The sequence below is a fragment of the Kitasatospora sp. NPDC098663 genome (assembly GCF_044760075.1).
GTDB lineage: Bacteria > Actinomycetota > Actinomycetes > Streptomycetales > Streptomycetaceae > Kitasatospora.
The window spans coordinates 31,809-44,160 of sequence record NZ_JBIWAP010000056.1; the positions used below are offsets into that span (position 1 = coordinate 31,809).

General features: G+C 73.5%; 11 protein-coding genes. 9 read left to right on the forward strand and 2 right to left on the reverse strand.

What is annotated here, in order from left to right; all coding sequences use genetic code 11:
• Nucleotides 1-5 precede the first annotated feature (5 nt).
• A complete protein-coding gene (locus ACIQVZ_RS37295; RefSeq protein WP_402456377.1) occupies nt 6-1,727 on the forward strand; it encodes a DUF5719 family protein in 1,722 nt (573 codons plus the stop codon).
• A gap of 53 nt (nt 1,728-1,780) precedes the next feature.
• Here ACIQVZ_RS37295 and ACIQVZ_RS37300 read toward each other — a convergent pair whose 3' ends face one another.
• On the reverse strand, nt 1,781-2,233 hold the full coding sequence (locus tag ACIQVZ_RS37300; protein WP_402456379.1) for a metallopeptidase family protein: 453 nt from the start codon (nt 2,231-2,233) through the stop codon (nt 1,781-1,783).
• Nucleotides 2,234-2,318: 85 nt separating this feature from the next.
• On the opposite strand from ACIQVZ_RS37300, the gene ACIQVZ_RS37305 reads away from it, so the two are divergent.
• The 7 genes from ACIQVZ_RS37305 to ACIQVZ_RS37335 all read left to right on the forward strand — a co-directional run bounded on the left by ACIQVZ_RS37305 (nt 2,319) and on the right by ACIQVZ_RS37335 (nt 9,677).
• Nucleotides 2,319-2,762 (forward strand): DUF3499 domain-containing protein, encoded by a 444-nt coding sequence (locus ACIQVZ_RS37305; RefSeq protein WP_402456388.1) that lies wholly within the window; start codon nt 2,319-2,321, stop codon nt 2,760-2,762.
• A 189-nt stretch (nt 2,763-2,951) separates the two neighbouring features.
• Entirely contained in the window at nt 2,952-4,337 is a 1,386-nt protein-coding gene (locus tag ACIQVZ_RS37310) for a phosphomannomutase/phosphoglucomutase (RefSeq protein ID WP_350886480.1), read from the forward strand.
• An 83-nt stretch (nt 4,338-4,420) separates the two neighbouring features.
• On the forward strand, nt 4,421-4,603 hold the full coding sequence (locus ACIQVZ_RS37315; RefSeq protein WP_063349138.1) for a Trm112 family protein: 183 nt from the start codon (nt 4,421-4,423) through the stop codon (nt 4,601-4,603).
• A 66-nt stretch (nt 4,604-4,669) separates the two neighbouring features.
• Nucleotides 4,670-5,953: an SIS domain-containing protein gene (locus ACIQVZ_RS37320; protein ID WP_402456381.1), complete on the forward strand. Its 1,284-nt coding sequence runs from the start codon at nt 4,670-4,672 to the stop codon at nt 5,951-5,953.
• Nucleotides 5,954-6,030: 77 nt separating this feature from the next.
• The gene (locus ACIQVZ_RS37325) at nt 6,031-7,008 is read left to right on the forward strand and encodes a cation diffusion facilitator family transporter (protein ID WP_402456383.1); all 978 of its coding nucleotides are present in this window, start codon (nt 6,031-6,033) and stop codon (nt 7,006-7,008) included.
• A gap of 372 nt (nt 7,009-7,380) precedes the next feature.
• Nucleotides 7,381-8,829, forward strand: a complete 1,449-nt coding sequence (gene ahcY, locus ACIQVZ_RS37330; protein WP_350886474.1) for an adenosylhomocysteinase — start codon at nt 7,381-7,383, stop codon at nt 8,827-8,829.
• 197 nt (nt 8,830-9,026) lie between these two features.
• Nucleotides 9,027-9,677, forward strand: a complete 651-nt coding sequence (locus tag ACIQVZ_RS37335) for a hypothetical protein (protein WP_350886472.1) — start codon at nt 9,027-9,029, stop codon at nt 9,675-9,677.
• Nucleotides 9,678-9,701: 24 nt separating this feature from the next.
• On the opposite strand, the gene ACIQVZ_RS37340 is transcribed toward ACIQVZ_RS37335, so the two are convergent.
• The gene (locus tag ACIQVZ_RS37340) at nt 9,702-10,646 is read right to left on the reverse strand and encodes an RDD family protein (RefSeq protein ID WP_402456385.1); all 945 of its coding nucleotides are present in this window, start codon (nt 10,644-10,646) and stop codon (nt 9,702-9,704) included.
• A 293-nt stretch (nt 10,647-10,939) separates the two neighbouring features.
• On the opposite strand from ACIQVZ_RS37340, the gene ACIQVZ_RS37345 reads away from it, so the two are divergent.
• Complete coding sequence (locus ACIQVZ_RS37345; protein ID WP_350886468.1) at nt 10,940-11,944, forward strand: stage II sporulation protein M; 1,005 nt, start codon at nt 10,940-10,942, stop codon at nt 11,942-11,944.
• Nucleotides 11,945-12,352 lie beyond the last annotated feature (408 nt).

The window sequence follows — 12,352 nt, forward strand, 5'->3', positions numbered from 1 at the left end:
CCGCGATGAAGAAGCCCGCATTCAGGAAGAAGTCCGCGCCCGAGGCCGTCGAGCCGACGGAGTCCGCCGAGTCCGCCGAGGCGGGGCAGTCCGGGCCCGCCCCGGTCCAGGCGCCGGAGCCCGCGGCCTCCGCCCGGCCGGCCGGGCGGTCCGGGGGCACCAGGACCACGCAGTCCCTGCTGGCCGCGGCCGTCGTGCTCGCGGCGGTGTTCGGGATCGCCGAGACGCGCCCGCCGGCCACCCCCGCCAAGGCGGACGGCGGCGTCGCCCCGACCACCGCGCAGGTCGAGCGGACGGCGGCGGTCTGCCCGCAGCCGCTCCAGGGCCTGACCGGCTCGACCACGCTCACCGCCTACACCCCGCCCGGGACGGGCGGCGCCACCGGCGGGGCCGGCTGGCTCTCCGACGCCGCCGCGCCCGCGACCCCGCCGACCACCGCCCCCTCCGCCCCGGCCCCCAGCGCTCCCGCCGCGCCGTCCGGCTCGGCCGCCCCGGCCGCCCCGGACAAGGGCGCCGCGCCCGCCGACGCCCGGCTGACCCTGGCCAAGCCCGGCACCCCGGCCGCCGGCCCGGCCGCCAACGGCGACACCGCGCCCGGCACCGGGGCCGTCGCCACCGGCGCCCTCGCCCCCGGCTTCACCGTCACCCAGACCACCGTGGTCACCGAGCAGCGCGGCCTCGGCCTGTCCGGCCTCACCTGCACCCCCGCCGGGACCAGCTTCTGGTTCGCCGGGGCCAGCACGGCCGGCGACCGGGTCGACTACGTCAGCCTGGTGAACACCGAGTCCTCCGCCGCCGTGGTCGACATCAAGCTGTACGGCGACAAGGGCCTGATCGAGAACGACGCCGCCAACGGCATCACCGTCGCCCCCGGCAGCTCCCAGTCCGTGCTGCTGCCGACGATCAGCAAGGGCGCGGTCAACGACCTCGCCGTGCACGTGGTCGCCCGCAGCGGACGGGTCGGCGCCGCGCTGCACGCCGCCGACGGTGCCAAGGGCGCCGACTGGATCCCGGCCTCGGCCGAGCCGGCGGCCACCCAGGTGCTGCCCGGCCTGCCCGCCGACACCTCCGCCGCCCACCTGGTGGTCTGGGCGCCGCCGGAGGACGACGCCGACCTGAAGATCCAGTTGTCCGGCAAGAACGGCTGGTTCACCCCGGCCGGCAACGAGTCCATCCACATCAAGGCGGGCATGGTGGCCGCCGTCGACCTCGGCAAGGTCACCCGCGACGAGGTCGCCGGGCTGCGGCTGTCGCCCACCGACGACAAGCACCCGACCCGGGTCGTGGCCGGCCTGCGGGTCGACCGGGCCGGGGGCGGCGGCAAGAGCGACGCGGCCTGGCTCACCGGCACCGGCCCGGTCGGTGCCCGCGCCACGGTCGCCGACAACCGGGCCGGCGCGTCCACGCTGTTCCTGACCTCCGCCGGCGACGCCGCCACCGTCCGGGTCACCGCCTCGGCCGGCAGCGGCGGCGGCACCCCGGTGAGCAAGGACGTCCAGTTGCCGGCCGGCGGCACGGTCGCCCTCCCGGCGCCCGAGCCCGGCGGGCTGAACGGCGGTTTCGCGCTCACCGTCGAGACCGTCGCCGGCGGCCCGGTGATGGCCGCCCGGATGCTCTCGCTGCCCGCCAAGGACGTGCCGATGTTCACCATCCAGGCGCTGCGCGACGACCACAGCACCGTCAGGGTCCCGCGGGCCGGCCAGGATCCGGGCGTCGTCCTGCGCTGACCAGTCGGACGGGGCGGTACCCGGCAGGCCCGGGTACCGCCCCGTCCGCGTGCTCAGTCCTCGTCGTAGCGCGGGTCGATGGCGTCCGGGGAGAGCCCCAGCAGCTCCGCCACCTGCTCGATCAGGATCTCGTGCACCAGCGCCGCGCGGTCCTCCCGGGTCTTCGCCCGGATCTCCACCGGCCGCCGGTACACCACGATCTGGCTCTTGCGCCCCTGCTTGCCCGGCAACACCCGCCCCAGCGGCACGCCGTCCTCGCCGTCGGCCGTGTCGGGCTCGTGCAGCGGCACCTCCTGGACGGCGAACTCCACTTCGATCAACTGCGGCCAGCGCCGTTCAAGACGCTCCACCGATTCGCGCACGTAGTCGTCGAACAGTTCGGAGCGGGTGAGCGAGATCGGCACCTGGGGCGGCGCCAGCGGGCCGCGCAGCCCCCTGCCGTGCCGGTCGCGATGCCGGGGACGGCGCGAGGGTCCCGTCGATGACTGCGGTGCAGAGCTGTCCATATCACTGCCGAGGGTAGTCCTTGGACGGTCGGAAGTGGACTACTCCGACGGGGAAACGCCCGAGGCGGCGGAGGCGCGGACCGGCGTGCGGACCGCGACACGGCACACCCGCCGGACAGGCGGTCTTCGCTCCCCGGCGAGGAGTGCGGTACCGTCCACCCTCGTGAGCTCTGTACGTCGTTGTTCGCGGACCGCGTGCGGCCGGCCGGCCGTCGCGACGCTGACGTACGTCTACGCGGACTCCACCGCCGTCCTGGGCCCGCTCGCCACCTACGCCGAGCCGCACTGCTACGACCTGTGCGCCGAGCACGCCGAGCGCCTCACCGCCCCGCGCGGCTGGGAGGTCGTCCGGCTGGCCGCCGAGGTCGGGCCGCTGCGCCGCAGCAGCGACGACCTGGAGGCCCTCGCCAACGCCGTCCGCGAGGCCGCCCGGCCGCAGACCCCCCGTCAGGGCCGCGGGTCCGAGGGCGAGTCCACCGAGGGCGGCCGCCGCGGCCACCTGCGCGTCCTGCGCTCGCCGGACAACTGACGCCGCACCGCCGACGCCCTACCCCGCCCGGGCCCGCACCGGGCGTTCGTCCGACTTGGGTACGCTGCCCGTCTACCGTCACCGCGACCGTCGACCGAACGGGCGGTGACCCCGACGTATCGTGACCGTGGGCGGCCAGCCGCCGATCACACGCACACCGACCAGTACAGAGACCAGGGTGGAGCCGCAGTGCGCGACCTCAAGCAGCTCGTGAAGGCCTACGACGTCCGAGGCGTCGTCCCGGACCAGTGGGACGAGCACCTGTCCCGGGCCTTCGGCGCCGCGTTCGTGCAGGTCACCGGCGCGTCCGCGATCGTCGTCGGCCACGACATGCGCCCCTCCTCCCCGTCGCTCACCCGGGCGTTCGCCGAGGGCGCCGCCGCCTACGGCGCCGACGTGGTCCAGATCGGCCTCTGCTCGACCGACCAGCTCTACTACGCCAGCGGCAAGCTCGACCTGCCCGGCGCGATGTTCACCGCCAGCCACAACCCGGCCCAGTACAACGGCATCAAGCTGTGCCGGGCCGGCGCCGCCCCGGTCGGCCAGGACACCGGCCTCGCCGAGATCCGCGAGCTGGTCGAGTCCTGGACGGGCGAGGACGACACCGTCACCGTCCCGGCGAAGGACGTCAAGCCGGGCGCGCTGTCCGAGCAGGACACCCTGCGCGGCTACGCCGACCACCTGCTGGGCCTGGTCGACCTCACCGCGATCCGCCCGCTCAAGGTCGTCGTGGACGCGGGCAACGGCATGGGCGGCCACACCGTGCCGACCGTCTTCGACGGCCTGCCGATCGAGCTCGTCCCGATGTACTTCGAGCTGGACGGGACCTTCCCCAACCACGAGGCCAACCCGCTCGACCCGAAGAACATCGTCGACCTCCAGGCCAGGGTCCGCGAGGTCGGCGCCGACCTCGGCCTGGCCTTCGACGGCGACGCCGACCGCTGCTTCGTCGTCGACGAGCGCGGCGAGCCGGTCTCCCCGTCCGCCATCACCGCCCTGGTCGCCGCCCGCGAGATCGCCCGCGCCCAGGCCGCCGGCGAGGCCGAGCCGACCGTCATCCACAACCTGATCACCTCCTGGACCGTCCCCGAGGTGGTCCGCGCGCTCGGCGCCAACCCGGTGCGCACCCGGGTCGGCCACTCCTTCATCAAGCAGGAGATGGCCGTCACCGACGCCGTCTTCGGCGGCGAGCACTCCGCGCACTACTACTTCCGCGACTTCTGGCGCGCCGACACCGGCATGCTGGCCGCGCTGCACGTGCTGGCCGCGCTCGGCGGGCAGCCCGGCACGCTGTCCGCGCTCACCGCCGAGTACGACCGCTACGCCGCCTCCGGCGAGATCAACAGCACCGTCGCCGACCAGGCCGCCAGCACCGCCGCCGTCCGTGCCGCCTACGCCGGCCTGGAGGGCACCACCGTCGACGAGCTGGACGGCCTCACCGTGGCCGGCCCGGACTGGTGGTTCAACCTGCGCGCCTCCAACACCGAGCCGCTGCTGCGCCTGAACGCCGAGGCCAAGGACCCGGCGAAGATGGCCGAGCTGCGCGACGGCGTGCTCGCCATCGTCCGCGCCTGACCGAGGCCCGCTGTGCCCCGGCCGGTAGGGTTGCCTATCGGCCGGGGCACCGCCGTGCCACCCCCCGACTTTTGGAGAGCCCCATGAAGCTCGAATCCTTCCTGCTGGAGATCCTGGTCTGCCCGCAGTGCCGGGCCGCGCTCACCGAGGGCGGCACCGAGGAGCAGCCCGAGCTGCTCTGCACCGGCGCGGACTGCGGCCTCGCCTACCCGGTCCGGGACGGCATTCCGGTCCTGCTGGTGGACGAGGCCCGCCGCCCGGCCTGATCCTTGGGGCGAAGCCCCCACCCCGTCAGCCCAGCGCGCACAGGACAGCAGCCGGAGGCCCGCCGCATGCTCGACGACACCCTGCTCGACGACCCGGCCGCCCTGCAGCGCGCCGACCGCGACCGCGCCCTGCTGGCCCTGGCCGGTGCCGGCGCGCGGGTCCGCACCGCGCTGCGGCTGGCCGACGCGGCCGGCCTGGACCGGCTGCGCCCGGACGGCCGCCCGCGCGCCGTCCTGGTCGCGGGCCACGGCAGCGCCCTGACGGCGGGCGAGATCCTGACCGCGCTGGCCGGCAACGCCGGCCTGATCACCACGCTGCCGCCGACCGAGGCGGTCGCCCCGCGCGCCGACCGGGCCGGCGCGCCGCCGGCCTTCACCGCCGGGCTCGGCTGGCAACTGCCCGGCTGGGCCGGCCCGCTGGACCTCCTGGTGGTCAGCTCCGCCGACGGCGGCGAACCGGGCCTGGTCAGCCTCGCCGAGCAGGCCTACGCGCGCGGCTGCGCGATCGCGGTCACCGCCCCGGTGGGCAGCCCGCTGGCCGAGGCCGCGTTGCAGGTGCGCGCGCTGCCGCTGCCGTACGTGACCTCCGTGCTGCCCGAGGACGAGGCGCCCGCCCGCCCGGCCGCCGAGCCGGACCTCCCCGCCGAGGACCCGGCCGCGCTGTGGTCCCACCTCACCCCGCTGCTCGCGCTCGCCCAGAAGATCGGCATCACCCAGCTGCCGTACGACGCGCTGCCGGCCGTCGCCGACCTGCTGGACGCGACCGCCGTCCGCTGCCGCCCCGACGCCGCCGCGTACACCAACCCGGCCAAGGGCCTGGCCGCCCGGCTGGCCGGGACGGTCCCGCTGCTGTGGGCCGAGGGCCCGATCGCCGGGGCCGTCGCCACCCGCTTCGCCGCCCAGCTCGCCGAGCGGGCCGGCCGTCCGGCGTTGGCCGGGCCGCTGCCTCAGGTGCTCACCGCCCACCGCGGCATGTTCACCGGACAGTTGGGCGCGGGCGCGGACCCGGACGACTTCTTCCGCGACCGGGTCGACGAGCCGGATCCGCTGCACCTCCAGGTCCTGCTGCTGCGGCACGTCCCGGGGGCGCCCGGCGGTCGGCCCGGGGCCCAGCCCGGCGGCGTGCCCGGTGTGCCCGACGAGGTGGACGGGCCGGTCGAGGTACCGGAGGACGACGCGGGCCCGCGCAGCTTCGGCGTCACCCGCGCGCACCGGCTGGCCGGCGCCCACGACGTCCGGCTGACCGAGTACGCGACCACCCGGCCGGACCCGCTGCACGCGCTCGCCGACCTGGTCGCGCTGACCGACTTCGCCGCCGTCTACCTCGGGCTCGCCGCCGCGCAGTCCTGAGTCGGCGTCGCACGGCCGGTACGGTAAGCGCTCGACGGAGCAGCGCGACCGGCCACTGCGGCGGAGGGACCCGGAGCATGAGTACAGAAGGCGGCACCAAGGCACTGGTCGCGGCACTGTCCGCGAACCTGGCGATCGCGGTGGCCAAGTTCACCGCCTTCGGCTTCACCGGCTCCTCGTCGATGCTGGCCGAGGGCGTGCACTCGGTCGCCGACTCGGGCAACCAGGTGCTGCTGCTGATCGGCGGCAAGCGGGCGCGCCGGGCGGCGGACGAGGAGCACCCGTTCGGGTACGGCCGCGAGCGCTACGTCTACGGCTTCCTGGTGGCGATCGTCCTCTTCAGCGTCGGCGGCCTGTTCGCGGTCTACGAGGGCTGGCACAAGGTCAACCACCCGGAGAAGCTGGACTCCTGGGGCTGGGCGGTCGGCGTGCTGATCTTCGCCGTCGCGATGGAGGGCTGGTCCTTCCTCACCGCGATGCGCGAGTCGGCGAAGGCCAAGGGCGGCCAGGGCTGGGTGCAGTTCATCCGCACCGCCAAGGCCCCGGAGCTGCCGGTGGTGCTGCTGGAGGACGCCGGCGCGCTGATCGGCCTGGTGCTCGCGCTGCTCGGCGTCTCGCTCACCGTGATCACCGGCGACGGCGTCTGGGACGGCGTCGGCACCCTGGGCATCGGCGTCCTGCTGGTGCTGATCGCGGTGGTGCTCGCGCTGGAGACCAAGTCGCTGCTGCTCGGCGAGTCCGCCGACCGGGATTCGGTGCGCCGGATCCGCGAGGCGCTGGTGGACGGCGAGGCCGTCACCGGCGTGATCCACATGCGCACCCTGCACCTGGGGCCGGAGGAACTGCTGGTCGCCGCCAAGATCGCCGTGAACGCGGAGGACAGCGCGGCCCGCGTCGCGCGGGCGATCGACGCGGCGGAGGAGCGGGTCCGGGCCGCCGTCCCGATCGCGCGGGCGATCTACCTGGAGCCCGACGTCTACAGCGCCGAGAAGGCCGCCGCGGGCGAGGACCCGGCGGCCACCCCCGGCGGGCCCGGGCCCGCCGCCTCGCACTGACCGGCGCCGGGCCGACCCCGGCCGGGGCTGACCGACCCTGGCCGGGGCCGGCTGGGATCCGCTTGAGGACCCGTCCGGTCCGAGGCCGAAATCGCTCATCGGCGGACGGCCGGTGGGGCCGCCGGTGTAGATTCGTCACCAGAGCCAGAACGTCGCTGCTGATGGCGGTTGATCGGCGGTCCGCCCCCGTGGGGTGTGCCCCGGTCGAGGGAGAGAGGTCCTCCGACGGTTTGTGCTGCGCAGCAGGGAACCGGTCCACCACCACGGATCCGGGCGCCCCGGCGTAGCCGTGCACCCGTACGGCCCCGCCCCCGCTGCGACCGCACACACAGGACCTTGGCCACGCCCACCCCATCAGCGAGGAGCAGACGCATGTCGACCGACACCACCGGTGACTTCAAGGTCGCCGACCTTTCCCTGGCGCCGTTCGGCCGCAAGGAGATCCAGCTGGCCGAGCACGAGATGCCCGGCCTGATGTCGATCCGCGCCGAGTACGCCGAGTCGAAGCCGCTGACCGGCGCCCGCATCACCGGCTCGCTGCACATGACCGTGCAGACCGCCGTCCTCATCGAGACCCTGACCGCCCTGGGCGCCGAGGTCCGCTGGTGCTCCTGCAACATCTTCTCCACCCAGGACCACGCGGCCGCCGCCATCGCGGTCGGCCCGGAGGGCACCCCGGAGAACCCGCAGGGCGTGCCGGTCTTCGCCTGGAAGGGCGAGACTCTGGACGAGTACTGGTGGTGCACCGAGCAGGCCCTGACCTGGCCGGGCGGCAAGACCCCGAACATGATCCTGGACGACGGCGGCGACGCCACCCTGCTGATCCACAAGGGCGTCGAGTTCGAGAAGGCCGGTGCCGCGCCGGACCCGTCCACCGCGGACAACGACGAGTTCCGGATCATCCTGGAGCTGCTCAACCGCACCCTCAAGGACTCCCCGAACAAGTGGACCGAGGTCGCCGCCACCATCAAGGGCGTGACCGAGGAGACCACCACCGGTGTCCACCGCCTGTACGAGATGCACCGTGACGGCCAGCTGCTGTTCCCGGCGATCAACGTCAACGACTCGGTCACCAAGTCGAAGTTCGACAACAAGTACGGCTGCCGCCACTCGCTCATCGACGGCATCAACCGCGCCACCGACGTCCTGATCGGCGGCAAGGTCGCCCTCGTCTGCGGCTACGGCGACGTCGGCAAGGGCTGCGCCGAGTCGCTGCGCGGCCAGGGCGCCCGCGTCATCGTCACCGAGATCGACCCGATCTGCGCGCTCCAGGCGGCGATGGACGGCTACCAGGTCGCCACCCTGGAGGACGTCGTCGAGACGGCCGACATCTTCATCACCACCACGGGCAACAAGGACATCATCATGGCCTCCCACATGGCCCGGATGAAGCACCAGGCCATCGTCGGCAACATCGGCCACTTCGACAACGAGATCGACATGGCCGGCCTGGCGCAGCTGCCCGGCGTGGTGAAGACCGAGGTCAAGCCGCAGGTCCACGAGTGGCGCAAGGCCGACGGCCGCACCATCATCGTCCTCTCCGAGGGCCGCCTGCTGAACCTGGGCAACGCGACCGGCCACCCGTCGTTCGTGATGTCCAACTCCTTCGCGAACCAGACGATCGCCCAGATCGAGCTGTTCACGAAGACCGAGCAGTACCCGATCGGCGTCTACGTGCTGCCCAAGCACCTGGACGAGAAGGTCGCCCGGCTGCACCTCGACGCGCTCGGCGTGAAGCTGACCACCCTGAGCCAGGACCAGGCCGACTACATCGGCGTCCCGGTCGAGGGCCCGTACAAGGCGGAGCAGTACCGCTACTGATGCGGTGAGCCGTACGCCGGTGGCCGGCACCCCCGCACGGGGGTGCCGGCCACCGGCGCGTTCGGTCGGCCGGTGGCGGTTCAGGGCACGATGACGTCGGTGGTCCAGTCGGTGGCGTCCGGGCGCGCCGTCCACCCCCCTGATGCGGGCACCCGTCCCGAACGTTGCACGCGAAGTGCACACGTAGGCTTTCGGGCATGCCCAACGGCCGGTACTCGCTCCATACAGCCATGACTCCTCTGGGTCACGACCGCGTGCTGCTCGGGGAGGAGCGCTTCAGCTGCGCCCCCGGGGCGGCCGGCTGGCGGTACGTCTCCAAGACCTACGCGCCGGACGGGCGGGTGATCGGCAGCGTCGACCTCACCCTGGACTCGCGGGCCCGCCCGCTGCGGATGGAGCTGCGGGCCGGCGGCTGGCAGGTGCGCGGCGGCGCGGTGGACGGCGTCGCCTGGGTCCGGACGGACGCGGCGGACCCGGGCGGCGAGCACAGCGTGGAGGGGCACGACCGGGCGCACGGGTTCACCGGTGGCTCGCCGGCCTTCCTGGTCGCCACCGCCCGGCTGCTGCGGCTGCGGGAGGGGGCGAGTGCGCGGGTGCGGCTGGTCGCGTTCACCGAACCGGTGCTGGCGCCGCGCACCTTCGACCAGGGGTGGCTGCTGGAGGGTGTCGACACGCACCAGACCGACTCCGGGCCGCTGCTGGTCGAGCGGTACCAGGTCGCGGACCTGGAGACCGGCGAGCAGCAGGTCGTGCACCTCGCGGGGGACGTGGTGCTGGCGGCCGACGGGATCGAACTGGAGGAGCTGGCGTCGCCGCCGAACGCCTGGCCGGCGCAGTTCGGGGAGTAGGCCCCGTGGAGCAGCGCGGTGAGCCTAGGCGGGCGGCGCGAAACCGGTGCCGGGGGCCGGTGTCGAGGACGGGGCCGGTGTCGGGGCCGGTGTGGGGGACGGCTGGTCGGCGGTGGGCGGGGCGGGCTTCTCGAAGGACGGGGCGGCCGGCCGGGGCGCGGGAGTCGGCTGCGCGGCGGGTACGGGTGCGGGTGCCGCGGTCCGCTGCCACTGGGCCTGGGCCCGCGTCCACTCCCGGCGCTGGCGCTCGGTGAGCACCGCGCCCAGGTATGCCGCCGGGTGCAGCCCCTGCGCCACCGGGTGACCGGTCCGGGCGGCCAGGTCGCCGGCCAGCCGGGTGGACATCTGGAGTGCCACCGTCGGATCCAACTGGCCTATGCGACCCAGCAGTTGGCGGATCGCCAGCCAGAGCGGCTCCGGCACGGCGGACAGGTCCATCGCGACCAGCTCCCGGCCCATCGTCTGGAGCAGGTGCGGGTGCACGGGCGGCAGCGGTGGCGTCCCACCGCCCGGGGTGCGCTCGCGGACGACCACCGTCCCGGCGAAGATGTCGCCCAGCCGCTTGCCGTCCACGTTCACGGCCGAGGTGATCACCGCCGGCACGCCGGTCATGGCGACCAGTTCCATGAAGCCGACCAGCCCGCGCACCAGCGAGTGCCGGAACCGCACCGGGCCGCCGTCGGTGCGCACCACCCGCAGGCCGAGCGCGGCCTTGCCGAGCGAGCGTCCGTGGGTGAAGGTCTCGACCATCACCGGCACGGCCACCAGGAAGAGCACCAGCAGCCCGATCAGGGTGGCCGCCAGCGCCGCACCGTCCAGTCCGATCAGGGTGACGCTCAGGGTGAGCGAGACCAGGAACAGGGCGGCGAACTCCACGAGCAGGTCCAGCGTGATCGCCAGCGCCCGGCTGGGAAGCTTCGCCGTCTGCAGGTCGAGGACGACCGCCTCACCCGTCACCAGGTCGCTCAAGACACCTGTCCGTTCACGTTCGTGGAGCCGTACAGCTCACTCATGGAGGCCGCCGAGGGCGGCACGGACGAGGGGAGGGGCGCGATCCGGACCGGCCCCCACGACCTGCTCTCCGCAGTCTGATCCGCAGCCGCAAACATACGGCGCCCGGTGGCCGCACGGGAAGTGAGATCCCGGCGGCCGGGGTGCCCACCGCTGCTGGCATGCTGGGCCGCGCGTGTCCGTACGTACCCGCCCGTCCACCCGCCCGCGACCGGGCCCCTCGGGCCCACCGCCGACCATGGAGCCGCCGAATGGACCTGGACGTCTTCGTCGCCACCCACCAGGGGGAGTGGGCACGGCTGGACGCCCTCGCCCGACGGCGCCGGCTCAGCGGGGAGGAGGCCGACGAACTGGTCACCCTCTACCAGCGCGCCACCGGCCACCTGGCCAAGGTTCAGGCCGCCGCACCGGACCCGGCCCTGCTCAGCCGGCTGACCGGCCTGGTTTCGCGGGCCCGCAGCGCGGTGACCGGATCGCGCAGCAGCGGCTGGCACGACGTCGCCCGGTACTACACGGTGAGCTTCCCGGCCGCGCTCTACCGCGCGCGCCGCTGGTGGGTGCCGGTCGCGATCGTCTCGCTGCTGGCCACCGCGGTGCTCGCCTGGTGGATGGCCACCCACCCCGAGGTCCGCAACAGCCTGGTCGCCCCGGACCACCTGCGGGAGATGACCCGCCCCGGCGGGCAGTACGAGTCGTACTACTCGGACCGCCCGGCGAGTTCGTTCGCCGCGCAGGTCTGGACGAACAACGCGTGGATCGCCGTGCAGTGCCTGCTGTTCGGGATCGCGCTGGGTCTCCCGGTGCTCTGGGTGATGTGGACCAACGTGGTCAACCTCGGTGTCGGCGTCGGGCTGATGGCCTCCGCCGGGCGACTCGACGTCTTCCTCGGCCTGCTCATCCCGCACGGCCTACTGGAGCTGACCGCGGTGTTCGTGGCCGGCGGCCTCGGTCTGCGCCTCGGCTGGACGGTCATCGACCCCGGCCCGCGCACCCGGGGAACGGCCCTGGCCGAACAGGGCCGCTCCATCATCGGCATGTCCATCGGCCTCGCGACGGTGCTGGCTGTTTCCGGTGTGCTCGAAGCGTTCGTCACCCCTTCCGGGCTGCCCACCTGGGCACGCATCTCGATCGGCGTGCTGGCCGAGACGGCATTCCTCCTCTACGCGCTGGTGTGGGGCCGAAAGGCCGCCGAGGCCGGCGAAGTCGGTGATCTGGACGCGGCGGATCGGGCGGATCTACAGCCCGTCGCGGCCTGAGGTGAGGTGATCCACATGCCTCTGACCTGGTACTCTTCTCGCATCCCGACCAAACCATTGACGTGGTGAGGGTGGGCTAGTAGGTTTGAACGGTTGGGACAGACTGGACAACGGTCAGTCCCGGGCGTTAGTGTCTACGACACCGCCAAATCGAGGTGAGCGCGTTTTATGAATGCGCATCCTTCGACGAAGCAAAATCCCGCGGACTGAGCACAACGAAGGCTTTGATAAGCTTCGGAGCGAAGTTCGAAGGAAATCCCCCCAGCGGGAATTCGGAGAAACGAAGCCGGTAAGAACGGCCGCGAGGATCTGATAAGCTGGAAACACGAAAGAACGAAGCGCCCGGAGGGCCCGCTGGAAGGCGGTCCGAAGGAAGTGTCCGTTCCTTGAGAACTCAACAGCGTGCCA